Origin of the sequence: Bradyrhizobium sp. CB1015, from assembly GCF_025200925.1 — a bacterium.
Lineage (GTDB): Bacteria > Pseudomonadota > Alphaproteobacteria > Rhizobiales > Xanthobacteraceae > Bradyrhizobium.
This window is the reverse complement of sequence record NZ_CP104174.1, coordinates 682,343-701,368: the sequence shown is the minus strand read 5'-3', so window position 1 is coordinate 701,368 and position 19,026 is coordinate 682,343. Positions and strand designations below refer to the sequence as shown.

Annotated in this window: 15 protein-coding genes; 7 read left to right on the top strand and 8 right to left on the bottom strand. The window is 61.8% G+C overall.

The window, feature by feature from the left end; genetic code table 11:
- Nucleotides 1–7: 7 nt before the first annotated feature.
- The 4 genes from N2604_RS03130 to N2604_RS03115 form a co-directional block, all read right to left on the bottom strand.
- Nucleotides 8–1,309, bottom strand: coding sequence for an O-acetylhomoserine aminocarboxypropyltransferase/cysteine synthase family protein (locus N2604_RS03130; RefSeq protein ID WP_260373743.1), 1,302 nt, complete (start codon nt 1,307–1,309; stop codon nt 8–10).
- A 248-nt stretch (nt 1,310–1,557) separates the two neighbouring features.
- Entirely contained in the window at nt 1,558–3,120 is a 1,563-nt protein-coding gene (locus N2604_RS03125; protein WP_260373742.1) for an amidase family protein, read from the bottom strand.
- Between the two features lie 123 nt (nt 3,121–3,243).
- The gene (locus N2604_RS03120; RefSeq protein WP_260373741.1) at nt 3,244–4,278 is read right to left on the bottom strand and encodes an aldo/keto reductase; all 1,035 of its coding nucleotides are present in this window, start codon (nt 4,276–4,278) and stop codon (nt 3,244–3,246) included.
- Nucleotides 4,279–4,288: 10 nt separating this feature from the next.
- Nucleotides 4,289–5,470: an MFS transporter gene (locus N2604_RS03115; protein ID WP_260373740.1), complete on the bottom strand. Its 1,182-nt coding sequence runs from the start codon at nt 5,468–5,470 to the stop codon at nt 4,289–4,291.
- A 98-nt stretch (nt 5,471–5,568) separates the two neighbouring features.
- On the opposite strand from N2604_RS03115, the gene N2604_RS03110 reads away from it, so the two are divergent.
- Nucleotides 5,569–6,522, top strand: coding sequence for a LysR family transcriptional regulator (locus N2604_RS03110; protein WP_260373739.1), 954 nt, complete (start codon nt 5,569–5,571; stop codon nt 6,520–6,522).
- Nucleotides 6,523–6,568: 46 nt separating this feature from the next.
- Here the strand turns inward: N2604_RS03110 and N2604_RS03105 are convergent, their stop codons facing one another.
- Genes N2604_RS03105 through N2604_RS03095 form a run of 3 tightly spaced genes read right to left on the bottom strand, consistent with a single transcriptional unit; the run spans nt 6,569 to nt 10,074 of the window.
- The gene (locus N2604_RS03105; RefSeq protein WP_260373738.1) at nt 6,569–7,540 is read right to left on the bottom strand and encodes an alpha/beta hydrolase; all 972 of its coding nucleotides are present in this window, start codon (nt 7,538–7,540) and stop codon (nt 6,569–6,571) included.
- Nucleotides 7,541–7,557: 17 nt separating this feature from the next.
- Nucleotides 7,558–8,430 carry an MBL fold metallo-hydrolase gene (locus N2604_RS03100; RefSeq protein ID WP_260373737.1) on the bottom strand — a complete coding sequence of 291 codons (873 nt, stop codon included), beginning with the start codon at nt 8,428–8,430 and terminating at the stop codon, nt 7,558–7,560.
- Between the two features lie 39 nt (nt 8,431–8,469).
- Nucleotides 8,470–10,074 (bottom strand): MFS transporter, encoded by a 1,605-nt coding sequence (locus tag N2604_RS03095; RefSeq protein WP_260373736.1) that lies wholly within the window; start codon nt 10,072–10,074, stop codon nt 8,470–8,472.
- Between the two features lie 202 nt (nt 10,075–10,276).
- Here N2604_RS03095 and N2604_RS03090 point away from each other — a divergent pair, with 202 nt between their 5' ends.
- From N2604_RS03090 to N2604_RS03080, 3 genes are all read left to right on the top strand, one after another.
- Entirely contained in the window at nt 10,277–11,164 is an 888-nt protein-coding gene (locus N2604_RS03090) for a LysR family transcriptional regulator (protein WP_260373735.1), read from the top strand.
- Between the two features lie 931 nt (nt 11,165–12,095).
- A complete protein-coding gene (locus N2604_RS03085) occupies nt 12,096–12,890 on the top strand; it encodes an HNH endonuclease (RefSeq protein WP_260373734.1) in 795 nt (264 codons plus the stop codon).
- On the top strand, nt 12,887–14,113 hold the full coding sequence (locus tag N2604_RS03080; protein ID WP_260373733.1) for a DGQHR domain-containing protein: 1,227 nt from the start codon (nt 12,887–12,889) through the stop codon (nt 14,111–14,113). Before N2604_RS03085 ends, N2604_RS03080 begins: the two co-directional genes overlap by 4 nt.
- Nucleotides 14,114–14,178: 65 nt before the next feature.
- Here the strand turns inward: N2604_RS03080 and N2604_RS03075 are convergent, their stop codons facing one another.
- Complete coding sequence (locus N2604_RS03075) at nt 14,179–15,060, bottom strand: hypothetical protein (protein ID WP_260373732.1); 882 nt, start codon at nt 15,058–15,060, stop codon at nt 14,179–14,181.
- Nucleotides 15,061–15,631: 571 nt separating this feature from the next.
- Between N2604_RS03075 and N2604_RS03070 the strand changes: the two genes are divergently transcribed.
- From N2604_RS03070 to dpdA, 3 genes are read left to right on the top strand one after another with little or no spacing between them, the layout of a single operon-like run.
- The gene (locus N2604_RS03070) at nt 15,632–16,594 is read left to right on the top strand and encodes a hypothetical protein (protein WP_260373731.1); all 963 of its coding nucleotides are present in this window, start codon (nt 15,632–15,634) and stop codon (nt 16,592–16,594) included.
- Nucleotides 16,591–17,730 (top strand): DGQHR domain-containing protein DpdB, encoded by a 1,140-nt coding sequence (gene dbpB, locus N2604_RS03065; RefSeq protein ID WP_260373730.1) that lies wholly within the window; start codon nt 16,591–16,593, stop codon nt 17,728–17,730. The genes N2604_RS03070 and dbpB overlap by 4 nt, the downstream gene beginning before the upstream one ends.
- Nucleotides 17,730–19,019, top strand: coding sequence for a tRNA-guanine transglycosylase DpdA (dpdA, locus tag N2604_RS03060; RefSeq protein WP_260373729.1), 1,290 nt, complete (start codon nt 17,730–17,732; stop codon nt 19,017–19,019). Before dbpB ends, dpdA begins: the two co-directional genes overlap by 1 nt.
- The last annotated feature ends 7 nt before the right edge of the window (nt 19,020–19,026 follow it).

Genomic DNA, 19,026 nt, shown 5'->3' with positions numbered 1-19,026 from the left:
GCGGCGCCTACTCCGCAGCCTCGCGGCGCGCCAACGGGCAGGCCTTTTCCAGCGCCTGGTCGATATCCTCGATGATATCAGAGACATGCTCGATGCCGATCGACAGACGGATGGTCTCCGGGAGTACGCCGGCGGCGCGCTGCTGCTCCGCCGACATCTGGCGATGGGTGGTCGAGGCCGGGTGGCAGGCGAGCGACTTGGCATCGCCGATATTGACGAGCCGCGTGATCAGCTTCAGCGCATCGTAAAACGTCTTGCCGGCCTCCATGCCGCCTTTGATGCCGAAGGTGAACAGCGAGGACGCGTTGCCATTCAGGTACTTCTGCACCAGGGGATAATAGGGGCTGTCCGGAAAACCGGTGTAGTTGACCCAGGCCACGCGCGGATCACCACGCAGGAATTCGGCGACCTTGCGGGCGTTCTCGACATGGCGCTCCATGCGCAGCGCCACGGTCTCGATGCCCTGGAGCAGCAGGAAGGCGTTGAACGGCGACAGCACCGAGCCCATGGTGCGCTGATAGACGCTGCGCGCGCGCTCGATATAGGCGGTCTTGCCGAAGCGCTCGGCATAGACGAGGCCGTGATAGGAGGCGTCGGGCTTGTTGTAGGCCGGGAAGCGGTCAGCGTGCTCGGCCCAGGGGAAATTCCCGGAATCGACGATGGCGCCGCCGAGCGTGGTGCCGTGACCGCCCAGGAACTTGGTCAGCGAATGCACCGCGATGTCGGCGCCATAGTCGAACGGCTTGAAGAGGATCGGGGTTGCCACGGTGTTGTCGACGATCAGCGGCACGCCGTGCGCGTGGGCGATCTTCGCCAGCGCCTCGATGTCGCAGACATTGCCGGCGGGATTGCCGATGGTCTCGGCGAACACAGCGCGGGTGTTGTCGTCGATCAGCTTCTCGACCGCCCCGGGCTTATCGCTCTCGGCGAAACGGCCGATGATGCCCTGGCGGGGCAGGATGTGGGAGAGCAGCGTGTGCGTGGTGCCGTAGAGCTGCGGCACCGACACGATGTTGCCGCCGTGATCAGCGACGTTGACGAAGGCAAAATGCAGCGCCGCCTGCCCGGTCGCGACCGCAAGCGCGCCGACGCCGCCTTCGAGCTGGGCGATGCGCTTCTCCAGCACTGCGCTGGTCGGATTGGCGATGCGGCTGTAGCGGAAGCCTTCGGTCTCGAGATTGAACAGGGCCGCGCCATGATCGGCGCTGTCGAAGGCGTAGGCTGCGGTCTGGTAGATCGGCACGGCCACCGCATGCGTGGTGGCTTCAGGCTCGTAGCCGGCGTGAATAGCGATCGTCTCGTTGCGCATCGTGCCACCTCCGCGTGGGGCGGGCCGCACTTATTGGCCTAGAATGAGGCATGTGCGTTCTCCGCCGCTCCTCTGTTAGAGGCGGGTGGTAAAGCGGACAATAATTCGCCTAGAGATCGAGGAAGTAACCCTAATGCTTGTTGGCAAAATGACTGAAGTCCGGGTTAAAGCCGATTAACGAACGCGCGGCGCCACCCTCGCTCACGAGGGCGAGGGGGCCGCCGTCAACGCTGCGATAGCTCGCAGCGTCAGCCCATCTGCTCCCACAGCCGATGGGCGAGCACGCCGGCGCGCTTTTCGATCGCGGCCGCGGCATCGAGCGCGAGATCCTCGCGGTAGCGCCCGGCAATCAGCTGCACGCCGATCGGCTTGCCGTCGTGCAGCGCCACCGGCACCACCGCGCCGGGGAGGCCCAGCACGTTGATGGCGGAGATGAAGCGGATCTCGCCCCAGAAGATCTCGCGCACGCGCTCGGGGCTGACGGTGTCCTCGCGCGGGCCCGGCGTCGGCTTCACCGTGGTCGGCGCCAGCACCACCGGATAGTCCTCGAAGAACAATTGCCAGGCGCGGATATGGCGGTTGCGCGCGGCGGTGGCCTGCATCCAGCCCTTGAGGTCGAGCAAATTGGCCTTGGCCTTCATGCCGCCCCAGGACTTGTGAAAATCCTCGGACGTGACCTTCAGCATGGCGGCCTCCTGCATCATCACGGTCTCGTTGGTGATGATGTCGCACCAGGTCTGCCAGACCCCGTCGATGTCGGGCACCTCGACCTCGCTGACGCGATAGCCGGACCGCTCGAGATGATCGGCAGCCTGCCGCAGCGCCGCGGCGACGGACGGATCGACGTCCATGTCGTCGGGGATCTTTGCCAGCGCGACCTTGATCGGCCGCTTCGGCCGCTCGCCGACCAGCGGCGCCGGCACCCACCAGGGATCGCGCGGATCGCGCTGGCTCATGACTTCCAGCGCGAGGCGCACGTCGGCGACATGGCGCGCGAGCGGCCCCTGCGCCGACATCAGATGCGCCAGCATCGGCCGCTCCGACGTTGCGCTTCCGTTGAAGGCGGGGATGCGGCCCTGCGTCGGCTTGATGGTGGCAACGCCGTTGCAATGCGCCGGCCAGCGCAGCGAGCCGCCGATGTCGTTGCCGTGGGCGATGGTGCCGATGCCCGCCGCGACCGCCGAGCCCGCGCCCCCGGAGGAGCCGCCGCAGGTGATGTCGGGATCCCAGGGGTTGAGCGTCAGCCCGTGCAGGGGATTGTCGGTGAAGCCGCGGAAGGAGAATTCCGGCGTGTTGGTGAGGCCGATGACGATTGCGCCTGATTTCTTCAGGTTGCGCACCACGGGCGCATCCGATGGTGCGATGAGGTCCTTGTTGGCGGGCACCCCGTTGAAATTCGGCCGGCCCTCATAGTCGACATTTTCCTTGATTGTAATCGGCACGCCGTGCAGGAGGCCGAGCTCGCCACCCCTGGCGCGCTGCTTGTCGGCCGCATGGGCCGCTTTGATTGCTTCTTCACCGAGGTCGACGACGACGGCGTTGAGCTTCGGATTGACGGTGCGCATTCGTTCGAGATGCGCTTCGACCGCCTCGACCGCGGAGATGGCGCCGGAGCGGATCGCAGCCGCGGTCTCCACCGCCGACCATTGCCAGGCCGGCCCCTTCGGACGCCGCGGCTTCGCCGATTTGCCGGCAGTGGCCTTTCTGGCCGGCTTGGCGACGGCGCTCTTGCGGCCGGAGCTCGCCTTCCTCGGAGCCTTCGCCGTCTTCTTCAAAACACTTTTCTTCTTGGTCGCCGTCTTCTTCGCCACGCCGCATCTCCTAAAATTGCGCGGCGGAGGTTAGGGACGACGCGGGACCCTGTACAGGCGCGTTTCTGCATGGCGCATTGTCGCGACGCTCTGTCGCAATCGCAGCCGTTTATGAGCGAGCTCCTACACCAGCGGTGGATTGATCCGCGCAAAGCCCTCCTGGACGCGATAGGGATAGTACGGATAAGGCGGCATCACCTCGCTGACCTCATCGAGCCGCTTGATCTGGTCCGAGCTCAGCGACCAGCCGACGGCGCCGAGATTGTCGCGCAGCTGCGCCTCGTCGCGCGCCCCGATGATCACGGAGGAGACCGTGGGACGCGACAGCAGCCAGGCAATCGCGACCTGCGGCACGGTACGAGCGGTCTCCGCGGCAATCGCATCCAGCACGTCAACGACGGCATAGAGGCGCGCATCGTCCACGGGCGGACCGAATTGTGCGGTGGCATGCAGGCGGCTTACGTGCGGCAGCTGCTGGCCGCGCCGGATCTTTCCGGTGAGCCGGCCCCAGCCCAGCGGGCTCCAGACCAGTGCGCCGACCCCCTGATCGCGCGCGAGCGGCATCAGCTCCCATTCATAGTCGCGCCCGAGCAGCGAGTAGTAGACCTGGTGCGCGACATAGCGCGGCCAGCCATGCCGGTCCGCGATGGCGAGCGACTTCATCAGCTGCCAGCCGGCGAAATTCGAGACGCCGACATACCGCAGCTTGCCGGCGCGCACGAGCATATCGAGCGTGGACAGCACCTCCTCGATCGACGTGAACGCGTCGAAGGCGTGGAGCTGAAGCAGGTCGACATGGTCGGTGCCGAGCCGTCGCAGCGCCGCATCGACCGAGGCAAGCAGTCGCTGCCGCGACGAGCCGGCATCGAGCGGACCGTCGCCCATCGGCAGGCTCATCTTGGTCGAGATCAGCACCTTGTCGCGGCGCCCCTTGATCGCAGCACCGAGGATCTCCTCGGAGGCGCCGTTCGAATAGACATCGGCGCTGTCGAACAGATTGACGCCGGCATCGAGGCAGATATCGACGAGCCTGCGGGCCTCATCGGTGCCGCTGCGGCCCCAGGCGGAGAACAACGGACCCTGGCCACCGAACGTGCCGGTGCCGAAGCTGAGGACGGGGACCTTGAGCCCGGAAGCGCCGAGATTGCGGTATTCCATGATCGCTCTCCTATTCCGCCGGACACGCCGCCACGGCGGTCGGCGCACGGTCGAGCCGCAGACTCCACAGCGCCAGAACGAGACCGATGGCCGTGATCCCCGCCGCGACCAGCGGCAGCGCCGAGAGACCGAGCCCACGATCGATGGTGACGCCGCCAGCCCAAGCGCCGAGTGCGTTGCCGAGGTTGAACGCGGCGATGTTGAGGCTGGAGGCGAGCGTCCGGCCGCTGGGACCTGCGGCTTCCAGCACGCGAAGCTGAAGCGGGGCGACGGTTGCGAAGGCGGCGATGCCGAGGAGCAGGATCAGCACGACGCTGATGATCTTGACCGACAGCACCGCCGCAAGACCGAGCAGCACGATGGCGAGCGCGGCCAGTGTGCCGATCAGGGCGCGCGCAAGGCCGCGATCGGCGAGCTTACCGCCGGCGACGTTGCCGATCGCAAGGCCGACGCCGAACACCAGCAGGATCGGCGACACTGCGGTCTCCGAAAAGCCGGTGAAGCGCGTCAGGATCGGCTGGATATAGGTGAAGACGACGAACAGTCCGGCGAAGCCGAACACGGTCATGGCAAAGCCGAGCAGCACCTGCGGACGGCCGAGCACGGCCACTTCCTCGGCAAGCGAGATCGGCTTGTCGTCGTTGCCAACATGGCCCGGCACGAGCGCGGCGACGACCGCGAACGCGATCACGCCGATGACAGTCACCGCCCAGAACGCCGCGCGCCAGCCGAGCATCAGGCCGAGCCAGGCACCGAAGGGCACGCCCAGCAGCGTTGCGACCGTCAGGCCGATGAACATGGTGGCGATCGCGGACGCACGCTTGTCCTCGGCGACGAGGCTGGTGGCCACCACGGAGCCGACGCCGAAGAACGTGCCGTGCGCGAGCGAGGTCAGCACGCGTGCGGCCATCAGCAATTCGTAAGTGGGCGCCAGCGCGCAAGCCGCATTGCCGAGCGTGAAGATCGCCATCAGCGCCAGCAGCACGGTTTTCCGCGGCATTTTGCGCGTCGCCAGCGTGAGGACCGGCGCCCCCACGAACACGCCGAGCGCGTAGCCCGAGATGAGAAGGCCCGCGACCGGCACCGAGACATGCATGTCGGCGGCGACCTGCAGCAGCAGGCCCATGATGATGAATTCGGTGGTGCCGATGCCGAAGGCACCGGCGGTGAGCGCGAGGACGGCGGGAGGCATGCGTGGCTCCAATGGATGAGACGAGCCACGCAGATAGCGGCACCGCCGCGAAACCATTAGAATGTCCGCAATCCAATCATTTGTGACGTGAATTCAACATGGCTCGTTTCAACACCAACCGCTCGGCCGAGATGGAGGTCTTCGTCCGCGTCGTCGACCTCGGCGGCTTCACCCAGGCCGCGCGAAAGCTGCGCCTGACGCCGTCGGGCGTCAGCAAGCTGATCTCGCGTCTGGAGGCGCGCCTCGGCGCGCGGCTCGTCAACCGCACCACGCGCAAGCTGACGCTGACGGAGGAAGGCCAGGCCTTCTACGAGCGCTCGTTGCGCATCCTCGCCGAAATGGAGGAGGCCGAGCGCGAGGCGGCCTCAGGCGCGGCGCCGCGCGGCCGCCTCACGGTCAATTGCAACATTCCCTTCGGCATGCTGCATGTGATGCCGTTGATCCCGCGCTTTCTGAAGCAACATCCCGACGTCACGCTTGATATCATGCTGACCGACACGCTGATCGACCTGATGCAGGAGCGCGCCGACGTCGCCATTCGCGTCGGCCCGCTGCGCGCCTCGCGTCTGGTCGCGCGAAAGCTCGGCACCAGCCGCATGGTCGTGGTCGGCGCGCCGGATTATCTCGCACGCTGCGGCACGCCGAAGATTCCGGCCGACCTCGCCGACCACCGCGGCATCGGCTGGACCTTCCCGCGCAGCATCCGCGGCTGGCCGTTCAGGCGTGGCGACCACGCCGAGGAGGCCCTGCCCCCGCCCGTCGCGCGCGCCAGCGACGGCGAAGCCGCCCGTCGCCTCTGTCTCGGCGGTGTCGGTCTCGCGCGCCTCGCGCTCTTCCACATCGGCCCCGACATCGAATCCGGCCGCCTCGTCCCGGTGCTGCAAAGCTACAATCCCGGCGACCGCGAAGACATCCACGCCGTCTATGTCGGTCACACCGCCCCGCTCCCGGCGCGCGTGCGCGCGTTCATCGATTTCCTGGCCGAGCACGTGCGGGTGAGCGACCCCGCGTTGAAGCGGGCGGGGGATGGGAGGTGGAAATTGGTGGGGTGAGGCCGGAGGGGGCTTGTTCAAAGACAGCCACGGCGGCAAACCCTCCTTAGGCGGGAGGCCGTGCGCCAAGGAAGTCGTCAACAGCAGCGAAGACCTGCCAGCGATTCTTCTCCATGAAGACCGAGTGGGTGCCCTCGCCGATCTCGACCCAGCGACGATATGGCGCCGCCGAGAGCTTGCCGAACACCGCTTGCGCCATATCCATTGGGCAGTCGCGATCCAGGTCGGCATGGACGATCAGGACCGGCACCGTCAGCAAGGAAGGATCGTAAAGCGGTTTGCCGGATGCCCAATATTCGCGGCTGTCCTGAACGGTTCCGTTCGGCGCCCGCAGCTTGTCCGGCCCAAGTCCTGTGTCGGCAAAAGTTGCCTCCGCCCACGCATCGAACCAGGCCGGCGGCAATATCGCGTCCTTCCTGTCATCGGGAACGCCGTTGAGCCAGCGGCTCTTGGTCGCCGAGCGTTCGACGATACGGTACGCTCCGAGGGGGCCGCCGGAATCAGCCGCGCTCGGGGTCGTCCGTAGCCACTGCGGCGCGATCAGAACAAGCTTGTTGACGTGCGCCAGGTTCTCCGAGGCGTAGCGTGACATCAGCGTCGTGCCCCACGACCATCCGATCAGGTTGATCTTGTCGACACGTCGCCGCGACCGGATGAACGCAGCAGCGCCGGCGACGTCGCGCACAGCGACAGGCGTGCCCACGATCGGCTGATTGTCCGACGCCGGCGCCTCCATTTCAGGCGGACGGGTCGACCTGCCATAGCCACGGACATCGACAAGATGGACGTCATAGCCCTGCTGGGCCAGATGATCCATCCAGGACAAGCCATCCAGGCGAAGGTCGAACGAAGTCGACGCCGGATAGGTCGATCCCGCGACGAACAAGACCGTCTTGTCGGCCGAGAACCGGACCAGGTCGGACCGTCGCTTGTTGCGAACGAAGAGCTCGATCCCTGCGGTGTCGCTCGGGATCATCATCTCCTCGCTGATGATGCCGTCGGCAATCGAATTATGCATCTCGGTGTCCTCTCAGGTTACACGAACCACCAGTCGAACCTATCGCCGCTGCGTGTGACCCGCCCAGCTGACGTGTTGGCGAAATGAGCTGTGAATACGGTCGCTCGATCTTCCGCGGCCCGTTCGAGAAGCCAGCGGCGTGATGCGCGGGCCTGCTCTCCATGTTCACAGAAAGCACTGTTCCAGTCCGGACGATAGATCTGAAGCGGCTGATGCATGATGTCGCCGCTGAAGAGCGCCTTCTGTCGCTGGTCGGAGAGCTGGATAGCGACGTGACCGGGGCTATGCCCCGGGGTCGGATGGAACGTAAGACCATCCCCGATCGCAGCCTCGCCATCGACGATCTCGGCCTGTCCGCTCTGGATGACAGGAAGAACGCTGTCCTCGAATACACCGGCGCTGAAGCCTTCCTTGCCAGCCGGGCCGGACCAATGATCGTACTCGGCCTTGGAGAAGACGTACTTGGCATTCGGGAACGTCGGCACCCAGCGGCCGTTGAGGAGCCGCGTGTTCCAACCGCAATGATCGGCGTGCAGGTGGGTGCAGCAGACATAATCGACCTGTTCAGGTGAGACGCCCGCCTCCGCCAGCCGATCGAGGAACGGCAGATTCAGCTGATGAAAGCGCGGCAACATCGGACGGTTCTTCTCGTTGCCCGCGCAACTGTCGATCAGGATGGTGTGGTGCCGCGTCTTCAGAATCCAGGTATGGATGCTGGCGATGAAGCGCCTCTCCACCTCGTCGAAGCAATCCGGAATCATCAGCGCTCGGTGCGTCTCCAGAGCCGACGGATCCCAATCCGGGAAGAGGAAGTCCGGGGTGAAACCCGGACCTCGCATTTCGATAACCTGACGAATGGCAACGTTGCCGATCGCGTGCACTGCGGTCATTTGAAACAGACTTTCTTTGTGCAGATTGAAAGGTGACCGCTAGGCCGCCACGGTCGCGACCGACTCGACCTTGGCCGCCGCCGGCCCAGGTCGAAGCCAGAACAAGCCGACGAAGAACGAGATCGCCGAGATGAGGATCACGTAGTACAGGCCGGCGTATATGTCGCCGCTCGAGATCTGAAGCGCCGCTGCGACCGCCGGCAAGAGGCCGCCGAAATAGCCGTTGCCCACATGGTAGCTGAACGAGACCGACGTGTAGCGCACCTGGGGCGGAAACAGATCGGTCATCGCCGATGCAAGCGGACCGAAGATCATGCCGGCAATTGTGCTCAGCGCCGCCAGCACCAGGATGATCATCGCGAAATTCATCGCGCCTGGATCGGCACGGTTCGGATATCCGGCCTCCTCGAGCGCGAGCTTCAGTTTGCCGGTGAACGCCGCGACATCCGGAGCCCGCCCTGCCGTGGCAACCGGAATTGCCGTGGCGCCGACGAAAACCATCGCGACCGCGCCTTTTGCTTCGGACCTCGTGGAATAAGGTGCGCCGAACCGGATCAAGGCGTTCTTGGCGATGTCGCACCCCGTGGTGAATTTGGACGTTCCGACCGGATTGAACTGGAAGGAACATTCCGATGCATCCGCTGCAACGGTGACGGGCACGACGGCTTGCGCCGTATACAGCGCTGGGTTGGCATAGAAGGTGAGCGCCTTGTAGAGCGGAAGGTAGGTGAACGTGCCAATGACGCAGGCAGCCAGGATGAACATCTTGGTGCCGTAGCGATCGCTCAGCCAGCCGAAGAAGATCATCACCGGCAGCGTCAGCATCATTGCCGCACCGACCAGAAGACTGGCAATCTGCGGATCGACCTTGGCCGTACCGGTGAGAAACACCAGCGAATAGATCTGTGCACCGACCAGCAGCACGCTCTGCGGTACGACCATCGCAAACATCGCGATCAGCACGCGCTTGAGATTCGGCCACGCCCGGAGCGTGTCGTAAATCGGAGACTTCGAGAGCGTCCCCTCATTCTTCATCTTAAGGAAGAGCGGCGATTCCTGCAGCTTCAACCGAATCCAGACCGAGACCGCGAGCGGCAACACTGAACTGATGAAGAGGATGCGCCAGCCCCAGTCATTGAATGCCTCGAGCGTCATGCTGGCGCGCATGACATACACTGACAGCATCGAGAGAACGAAGCCGATCGGCGCAGAGGTTTGCAGCCAGGACGTCAGCCAGCCGCGACGGCCCTGCGGGGCATGCTCGGCGATGTAGGTCGCGGCACCGCCATACTCACCGCCGAGAGCCAATCCCTGGATCATTCGCAGCAAGATCAAGATCGAAGGCGCCCACAGACCGATCGACGCATAGCTCGGCACCAGGCCGACCGCAACGGTTGCAAATCCCATCATCAGGATCGTGGTGAGAAAGGTTTGCTTGCGTCCGATCATGTCGCCGATGCGGCCGAATACCAGCGCTCCAAACGGCCGAACCAGATAACCCGTGCCGAAAGTGAGAAGCGCGAAGACGTTGGCCCAAACCGGGTTGTCGCCCGAGAAGAAGTTGACCGAGATGGCCGAAGCCACCGAGATATACATGAAGAAATCGTACCACTCGATGACCGTACCGACGGTCGCCGCGATCATGACCCTCCGTTGCAACTCGATGGTGGGCTCCGCCACACCAGGACCGGCGTTTGGTAGATTCCTCATCAGTACCCCCGCAGCTGTCTCGTCCGCTTTCGCGGCCCATATGATCCGGCTTGCGTTGATGACCGCCGCTATGCGATATTTGAAATCGATAGATGAGATAGGTGGTATAATCCTGATGAATATCAGGGGGCATGACATGCCGCTGCTCGTGTCGCTGACGGTGATGCTGGACGAGCGGAACATCACCCGTGCGGCAGCGCGGCTCGGCATCAGTCAACCGGCACTTTCCGCCCAGCTGGCAAGGCTGCGCGATCTATTCGAGGATCAGCTGCTGACGCCTGCCGCATCGGGGAAAGGCATGGTCCTCACCCCGCGGGCAAACGAGCTCAGGGAGCCACTGCGGCTCGCGCTTCAAAACCTGCAAGACGTTGTCGGTGCACCAACCGGGTTCGACCCGAAAACATCGGATCGCACTTTCACGATCGGCGCGAACGATAACGCAACCGCCATTGTTGGATCGCGTCTGGTCTCATTCTCGCGCCGGGACGGCTTGTCGGGCATCCGCTTCGCTTTCCGGTCGATCGATTCGACGAAACTCGCCGGCCAGCTCGAGGCGGGAGATCTCGACGTTGCGCTGGTTTCGAAAAATGCGGTGCCGGGCGGAATGCCGTCCCAGCCGCTGCTCGAAGAACGGTTCATGATGGCCCAGCGCAAGGATCATCCGCGCGGATTGCGGCGGCCCACGATGAGAGAGTATTCGCGCCTGGAGCATGTCATCGTTTCGGGAGAAGGCGGCGGCTTTCGCGGCTTCATCGACGATGTCCTGGCAAAGGATGGGCTGACGCGCCGCGTCGCCGTGTCGGTTCAGCACTACAGCGTCGTGCCGCTCTTGCTGCAGTCGACCGACCTCGTTTGCACTCTTCCGCAGCGTTTTCTCAACCGCTACCGTGATGTGCTGCAATCCCTGCCTCTGCCTTTCGATACGAGGCCCTTTACGCTACACGCCACTTGGCACGCCAGATTCGACAACGATCGCGGGCATCAATGGCTTCGGCAGCAACTCAAGGACTGCGCCACCGGCTAGCCAATGGCGGAGAGAGTGTCGGAATTAGCGTATATCGCCCTTCTTCGCCAACGTTCGCACGAATTCAAGAAATACTTGTGAGAGAGGCGCAAGTTGTGCGCCGGAGACCACGCGCGTCCACGCCAAATCGCGTGCAATCCGTGCTCAAATATGGGCCGGAGTATGGGCAAAAGCGTTCGACGGAAGGTCGGGGTTGATTGAGTCGATTGCCGACTAAGCCCTCGGCGTGCTTCACGAGGGTAACCATGAAGCACCGCTCGCATCCAGCCTTTCGCCTCAGGTCGAGGTAAGCCTCGATACTCTTGCGTACCGGGAACACTTTAGTGATCAGGCTATCGAACCCATGCTCAGCGTGGACCCTTCGACATCGCTCGGGTCGCTCCTCCGTCACTATGGTTATAGGAACATGAGCCGCCGGAAACGACCAGCAAACTCGCTCGCAGGCCGAAGGATATCGCAGATAGTCCGAGTGAATCGCGGATGCCGTTGATCGATGTTGCGCAGGAATGCAAGTGCTCAATCTTCATCGTCTGGCGCGTTGTGGCCCGTTCGCCGCTCCATTTCACACAACATCCACAATTGAGCAGCCGCAAACGCCGCGTCGGCATCCCCAAGCGTGCTATCGGCACTGGTTAAGATGAGGGGTTTGCCAAGAGGCTCACCTTGGTGCGGTTGATTGGGCCGCCTATGCCACAGGCGTAGCGGGCCGTGTAGCAGGGCAGCGCCGTCGAAGCAGCGGGTGGCGCGCCCCAGGAGCGCCGAGCCGTTGAGCACGGCGCCCGCCGCAACCCGCGTAGCTCTTTACTAGTCCAACTAGCGTGTCGTACAAGCGGTGATCGAAATGGGCGCTTAGGGCAATCTGCGGTACCTAGGCGAGGGAGGCCGAGGGAGGGGTTTTGCTTTCGACGGTCGCTTAGGGGGCATTGCACTAATGCTGTGGAGACCGGCGACCTATGGAGAGCAGGCGTTTCTTCATATCTACGAGAGCATCGGTCGCCATCTCAGCGTCCAGCATCCGTCTGATTCGAGCCTGGATTTTCTGGTGAATGAGCGATCGTTCCAGGAATTCGCACGGCTTCACGCGACCATCGAGGTCTTCATCAGATGCATGCGTGCGGCCGTTTTTCTGCAAAACGAGATCGGCCATCTTCCAGCGCCCGAACACGGCAGGCAACTGGCGAAGCGGGACTACGTTTCCCTACGCCTAGCGTCCGATCGTCGGTTTTGCGAGTTGATCAAACGGACAGCGCGCATCAGCTTTGAGGCAAGAGCAGCGTCGAGTCCGCTTGCCAAGGAAATCAAGGAAGCGACTGCGGGATGTTATCTGTGTGGAATCGCTCTCACGAAGGCGGGTCCGCCACACTCCAGATCGACGGTCGAGCATCTGTGGCCCTTGAGTTTGGGTGGCGAGTCGATCGAAGAGAACCTGATAGCGGCGTGCCAGGATTGTAACACCAAGCGCGAAAACTCGATCACGTGGGCTTGGGGGCCGGTGCAGTCCACTGACTACCGGCATGACCCGACCAAAAACGCGAACGTTCAACTGAGAATATCGTTAGCCATGGCGAAATTGATGTTGGAGGCCTCAGGAGAGAGCACCGGGCGACGGTCCACTCTGAAGGAAGCCGCGTTGAGAATTTCTCCGCTCTTTCCGAACCTCATCATAAAGGACGGGCGGCATCGGGTCTATTTCGAACTGTTTGACGAAATGAGGAAAGCCGGATGAAGAGTACGACTAAGACAAAGAAATTCGAGTACTACGCGCTCGGCTTTTCGCAACGGAATTCTAAGGATGCGCCGGAATTTATCCTCTTCCACGCTCCCGCATCCGAGTTAATTGAATGGGCTGACGTCGATCGGTTGAAGCCGGAAAATCCCACGGGAGCCCAACGTCCTCTTCGCGATCTCAAGGTCAAGAAAGTCGCGAAATTCCTCGACGCTGATCCGCGCAACACCATCCCAACCGCCATTGTGGTTGCTCTTGGTGGCAAATCGGTAAGTTTCAGCGCCAAAGAAGACAGTGACGACAACCGGGGACAACACGGGAAGCTAGTGATCACCCTGACAGGTGACGACAAGCCAGGATTGATCATCGACGGGCAACACCGTGCGTTTGGCGTTGCCAAGCACAGCGCGACTCTGCACCTGAACATAGTCGCCTTCATCGGTGACGACGATGCCGAACGTGCCTTCCAGTTCGTCGTCATCAACAATAGCGCGTCCCGAGTATCGAGGGATCACATCAGGGCACTCAATTTGTCGTTCGACAAGGAGGAACTCAACAACCGCCTCGTTCAGAGCGCGGGTGTCACGTTGGGTATGAAGGACGCGAAATACGAGGACTATCAGTACGTAGATAGCGTGCCTCCGTTCAAAGGGTTGCTGAACTGGCCGACCAACAAGAACGGGTTCATCGCGCCAAATGCGATCGAGAGTGCGTTGGCTGAGACAAAGGATCGAGCGACGTTGCTGGGTATCGAAGACCTGGAGCGCGACTTCTTCCTTGCGATATGGTCGCGGATCAAAGATCAGTTCGATGCCGCCTGGCATGAAGATACACCTGAAAAGCCGAGCCATCTGCTGCAGAAAGTGACGATAATCGTGCTGACTATCTACGTGCTAGACAGCCTGGAAGCCGCGCAGAGGATGTCGGACGAGCCTCTCGACTTCGCCAATGAGAAGACCTTCGAGACGGGTGTCGATCGGGTATTGAAGCGCATCCCCTTAGATTTCTGGACCGTCGAGTGGCAGCAAAAGGAGTTGGATACCAGCCAAGGACGGACGGTTCTTCTGGATGCGTTAAAGACCATCGATTCGAACGGTCGTTATAACCGGCCTTGGTATGACCGCGTGTCGCTTGTCGACCCCGGCGATCTGGCAGGCCAATACGAACAACCGGGCAAAAAGAAGAAAAGCGTAAAGAAGGGAGCAAAGAAGAAGAGCTCGTAGTCGTTAACTATCCGCCGCCGTTGGCTCGTGGGCACGGTTTTGGGCGCGCAGCTAGCCGAGCTCCTTCATTTTTCGTATAGCGCCAGAACGTTAACGTCGGGGCCGTCGCGCAAAGAGCCAACGATCCGCACTCCGTGTCCTTCGCCGCGGCGGATCAGACGGTACCCGAAGGTGCCGGTATTGTACTTGCCGGCGACCTCGATATGGAGGTGCATGGTGTTCGGGATCTCTCCGATAGGAACGCGGAAATCCACCCACTCGATCCGCCCATTATCTGTCGCCGCTTCTTCGAGCGCGGTTAGCGCAGTATCCGGATTAAAATTTTTGTCGAACCAGTTCCAATACTCGTTCTTGTGGTCTCGATCGTACTTTGGTGGTCTCTCACCATTATCGGCAGGAAGCTTATCGAACAGTGTGATGACCTTTCCATTGACGAACTCGGCCGCCATCGGAATGATTTTCGATCGCTTAGGCAGGTCGATGAAAACCAGCGGCCGAGGGACGGAAAGGCCGAGTGATTCCTTGTGCCACAAAAGGACGTCCTCCGGACCTCCGACCAGAAGCTGGCTCGGCCTCCCGAGTAGATAGAAAATCGTGAGCTGCTCGAGTTGGCGGTGCGGTGTTGCTATCGGCTGCAACAAGATCTCGGTTTCCGAGCCTTGCGATTGCGACTTTGTCTTCTCGTGTTCGGCGGCGAGCTCGACCGAGGATGAGGCAATGAAGGAAAGCCAGTTCGCCAGTCCAACGTTTCCTTTGGCGCCGTACTTGTTCTTGATGTCCTCCTTCATCGCTTCGGTGAGCTTCAGCTTCACGGGTGCGTTCTCATCGAAGGCTGGTCGCAAGGCCGCGTCGTAGAACCGGCCCAGGTTAAGTTCGTCCATGAACAAAGGAGCGTCCTTCACCCACAGCAGATAATCCGGCACGGCGTCAGGTTTGCTCTGGTCCATTAGATCCACTCCTCGATGCCAAATCTTCGACCAGAACCGATCGGCGGCTCTGCAGATACGTCGAGATGTCCCCATGCGTACCCCGACCTGCCCGACACTCATGTCACGGGCGTCGCAACGAAACGACGGTAGCCGACCCGCATGGTCCGCCGGTACTCGACAATCTGACGACGGCCCGAAATCCGCGCCTTTAATGCCAAAGCTTGCCCTGGCATGGTCCGGTTAAACCCGTTGATTTCTTGAACAAATGCGCTGCTCGCGGGAATTGCGATCGGCCCCGGTCGTAACTTGGACTAATAACCTCTCTGCCGCAGAAAAGCAGCCGATTGGGCGCCTGATGGCGCGCGTCTTTGTGAATAACTGCGCCCCTTCATTGCAGTTGATTACTTTCTCATTCCGCAATTCGCAGTTTGCAATTTCTTGAATGATGGCCTAGCTAAGTCGCCGTGAAGACAATATGTTGCGATTCGCGCGGCCATTCGACGCTGTTATCTTGTGCCGCAAGAGTCCGCCGGTTTCGTCTTTCAGTTGAAACCGGCGCATTCGGGGACTTAGTGGGGCGCAGTTATTCATGCCGATGAGAGCAAAACGTCGCCCGCAAAGCGAAGGCATCATAATACCTAATGACGTTGTGATCACGACCTGCTCCCATCGCAAGTCAGCGAAGCCGACCCGTGCGGCGACGCCATCTTCCCTATCACGCGGAAATCAGCAGGCCGTGGCTGCGCAGTGGATCGCCAAGGTCGAAGGACTCCCGGAGTGCAGGCCAGCAAACACCTTCTACGCGGGTCGAGCATTTGGGCTGGCAAAAGAAACGGCTAATCTCTCCGCCGCCCGTCTCTACATTCTTTCGGCCGGCCTCGGCATCGTGCCCGCCTCTCTGTCGATTCCCGCGTACGGATTGACGATTTCGGCGCGGCACGAACAGTCAGTTTCTCGGAAGATCCTCGGAGACTTCGATCCCGCCGAATGGTTCTCGAGCCTTTTGACGTGCGTCTATTCCGATGAATGGAGCGACGTCGCCGGCCGGACGTCGGGCCGCATTCTCATGGCGCTTTCGCGCCCCTACGCGGAGATGGTGGGGGCCAGTCTCGCCGGCGCGCCGCCGAAAATGCTCGAAAGGCTCAGGATTTTTGGCGCTTCGCTTGAGGTCGCATTGCCGACGACGTTGCACGTGGCCATCGCCCCCTATGATGAGCGCCTCAACGCAATCTTTCCCGGCACTCGTACGGACTTCGCCCAAAGAGCCATGCTCCATTTCGCCAGGTCGGTAGCGGTAAGACGGAGCAAGGGGCGCGAGGACGACTTTGCAGCCGTGAGATCCGCACTCAAGAGTCTGAAGTTGCCGCGCCAAGTCCAGCGTCCGCGACTGACGGACGAAGAGATTCTCGCAGTCATCGAGAGGCGGTTGCGGATGCAGTCCGGTGCCGCGCGGATGCTAGCCACTCTCCGGCACGAGGACGGGATCGCCTGCGAGCAGTCCCGGTTCGGGCGACTCTACCGCATCGCCGCCGGAAAGAGGGGGGCGTCATGACCCGCCCGAAGAAGACCGACGATCCAGTACTCGCGGTACGAGCGGTCAGGACGCGGCAGGCGGAGAAGCCAGTGTATGCCTTCTTCATGGCGGGCGCAGACCTCCTCAGGATCGCGGAGATCAGCCGCGTCCATCGAGACAGTGACGGTTCGTTGCACGGCTTTCAGCGCAAGGGGATTAGAAGCCACGTGCAAGCCATCACGAATTTTCTGGATCAAGGCCCGGTCCTCTTTCCCAATGCAATCATTCTCGCCATAGCGCCGTCGGCACGCTTCATCCAATCCCGTGGAGAGCGTCCAGAGGGCGACATCCGGATTTGCGAGTCAGGTACGCTGCGAATTCCGATGCCGCGAGATGGCACCAAATGCGCCTGGATCGTTGACGGTCAGCAGCGCTCCATTGCGCTATCCCAGGCGCAGAACAAAGCCTTCCCAGTACCTGTCGTAGCGTTCGTCTCGGAAGAACTGTCGGTACATCGCGAACAGTTCATTCTGGTGAACAAGGCGAGACCGCTCGATCCTCGGCTGATCAACGAACTGCTGCCGGAACTGGACGTCGTATTTCCGCGCGACCTGTCGGCACGAAAGATTCCGAGCGAACTAGTGCATCTGCTGCAAACCTCGCAGAACTCCCCGTTCAAAGGTCTCATCAAGCGGATATCCGAGGACTCGTCCGAAGCCGTGGTAACCGATACCACTCTGGTGAAAGCGATCCGCAATAGCATCAACGGGGCGCTTGGCGCCCTGGCGCCCTATAAGGCGTCCGGCGATATTCCGGCGGACGTCGATGCTATGTTCCGTCTCCTCGTTGGCTTTTGGTGCGCCGTGCGAGACGTGTTCCCTAATGCTTGGGGTCGGCCGCCAACCGAGAGCCGATTAATGCATTCTGCGGGTATCGCCGCCATGAGCGTATTGATGGACCGTGTGATGTCCCGCGCCGCGCCCGGCGCGGATCTGCGTCGGCATGCCGCCGAGGCGCTCGCGCGGCTTGCTCCGCAGTGCCGCTGGACCTCGGGTCGCTGGAACGAGCTTCAACGCGACTGGAACGAGATCCAGAACGTTAGCAAGGATATCCGCATGCTAGCGGGATATTTGGTCCGCCTCGATCACGCTTACGCATTCTCGAAGGTGGCGTGATGCGCTTCGTGTTTGCCGATAGCATCGATACCATCGATCCCCTGTACGATTTCCTTGCCGACCGCAATGTTCTGGGCCGCCTGATACATCGTGACGACCAATACCCGCACGAGTTCCTAGAGAGCGCTCCGTACGACGGAATTCTTGTCTCACGCGCGATCGTGGGCGACGCAGCGTTCCCAGGAAAATATTCGGAAGCTCAAATGATGCGCTTCCGGCGGGAGGGGGCGAGGAAGTTCCTGCGGTATCCGCTCGCTAAGTTTCCCGACAGCATGCTGGTAGGCGATTGCGGAGCCTTCAACTACCGAAATCTCCCTGAGCCGCCCTACCACGCGGACGACACTGCCGAGTTCTACGCTGACGCTGGTTTCACTCACGGCTGTTCTCCGGACCACGTGATCTTTGATTTCGACGAAGTCGGTCTCGTCCGCCGCTTTCGTGACGTGTCGGAGGACGTGCGACGCCGCTTCGAGATCACGCAGCAGAACGCGGTTGAATTTCTCAGGGTATCCAAGAAGATCGGCAAAGGCTTTACCCCGATGGGCGTTATCCAAGGCTGGTCGGCGGAGAGCATGGCCGACGCCGCGCTAAACCTCGTCAAGATGGGGTATCGCTATCTGGCGATCGGAGGCACCGTGCCCCTCAAGATCGAGCAGATCCAGCGGGTCCTTTGCACCTTGAGGAGCGCGATCCCTTCACGCATACATCTCCATCTGCTCGGTTTCGGCAAGATCGAGGACCTCGCGGTACTCGAGCGGAACAAAGTGAACAGCTTCGACACGACGTCGCCGCTGCTGCGCGCGTTCAAGGATGCGAAGAAGAACTACTGGGTCCGCAACTCTTCCGGCCAGCTTTCCTACTACACTGCGATACGCATCCCGCAGGCGATCGAGAACAACAAGCTCAAGCGGAAAGCCCGTGAAGGCAGTCTCAATCAGGAATTGGCGAGGCGTCTCGAAAGCGCAGCGCTAGAAGGCGTGCGCGGCTACGCGGCACACAAAGCTGGTCTCGAGGAATGTCTCGACGCAGTGATGGACTATTGGGTGGCCCTCAACTGGGACGCGGATCCATCGATGACGACACGGTCTCACGCCGCCCTGCGGCAGCGCGAAGTCTATTCGCGCACGCTTTCCGATCGGCCGTGGGAGAGTTGCGGCTGCCGCGTCTGCCGCGAAGCAGGCGTCGAGGCCGTTATTTTCCGAACTTCGAACCGCAACAAGCGCCGCGGTATCCACAACCTCCACGTATTCCACACCCATCTGAACCAATTCCGCGAGGAACTCGCATGAGCAAACC

Excerpts from the sequence above, each read along its gene's own strand:
- N2604_RS03130 (WP_260373743.1), bottom strand. The coding sequence starts at position 1,309 with ATGCGCAACGAGACGATCGCTATTCACGCCGGCTACGAGCCTGAAGCC.
- N2604_RS03120 (WP_260373741.1), bottom strand. The coding sequence starts at position 4,278 with ATGGAATACCGCAATCTCGGCGCTTCCGGGCTCAAGGTCCCCGTCCTC.
- N2604_RS03115 (WP_260373740.1), bottom strand. The coding sequence starts at position 5,470 with ATGCCTCCCGCCGTCCTCGCGCTCACCGCCGGTGCCTTCGGCATCGGC.
- N2604_RS03110 (WP_260373739.1), top strand. The coding sequence starts at position 5,569 with ATGGCTCGTTTCAACACCAACCGCTCGGCCGAGATGGAGGTCTTCGTC.
- N2604_RS03105 (WP_260373738.1), bottom strand. The coding sequence starts at position 7,540 with ATGCATAATTCGATTGCCGACGGCATCATCAGCGAGGAGATGATGATC.
- N2604_RS03100 (WP_260373737.1), bottom strand. The coding sequence starts at position 8,430 with ATGACCGCAGTGCACGCGATCGGCAACGTTGCCATTCGTCAGGTTATC.
- N2604_RS03095 (WP_260373736.1), bottom strand. The coding sequence starts at position 10,074 with ATGATCGCGGCGACCGTCGGTACGGTCATCGAGTGGTACGATTTCTTC.
- N2604_RS03090 (WP_260373735.1), top strand. The coding sequence starts at position 10,277 with ATGCCGCTGCTCGTGTCGCTGACGGTGATGCTGGACGAGCGGAACATC.
- N2604_RS03085 (WP_260373734.1), top strand. The coding sequence starts at position 12,096 with ATGCTGTGGAGACCGGCGACCTATGGAGAGCAGGCGTTTCTTCATATC.
- N2604_RS03080 (WP_260373733.1), top strand. The coding sequence starts at position 12,887 with ATGAAGAGTACGACTAAGACAAAGAAATTCGAGTACTACGCGCTCGGC.
- N2604_RS03075 (WP_260373732.1), bottom strand. The coding sequence starts at position 15,060 with ATGGACCAGAGCAAACCTGACGCCGTGCCGGATTATCTGCTGTGGGTG.
- N2604_RS03070 (WP_260373731.1), top strand. The coding sequence starts at position 15,632 with ATGCCGATGAGAGCAAAACGTCGCCCGCAAAGCGAAGGCATCATAATA.
- dbpB (WP_260373730.1), top strand. The coding sequence starts at position 16,591 with ATGACCCGCCCGAAGAAGACCGACGATCCAGTACTCGCGGTACGAGCG.
- dpdA (WP_260373729.1), top strand. The coding sequence starts at position 17,730 with ATGCGCTTCGTGTTTGCCGATAGCATCGATACCATCGATCCCCTGTAC.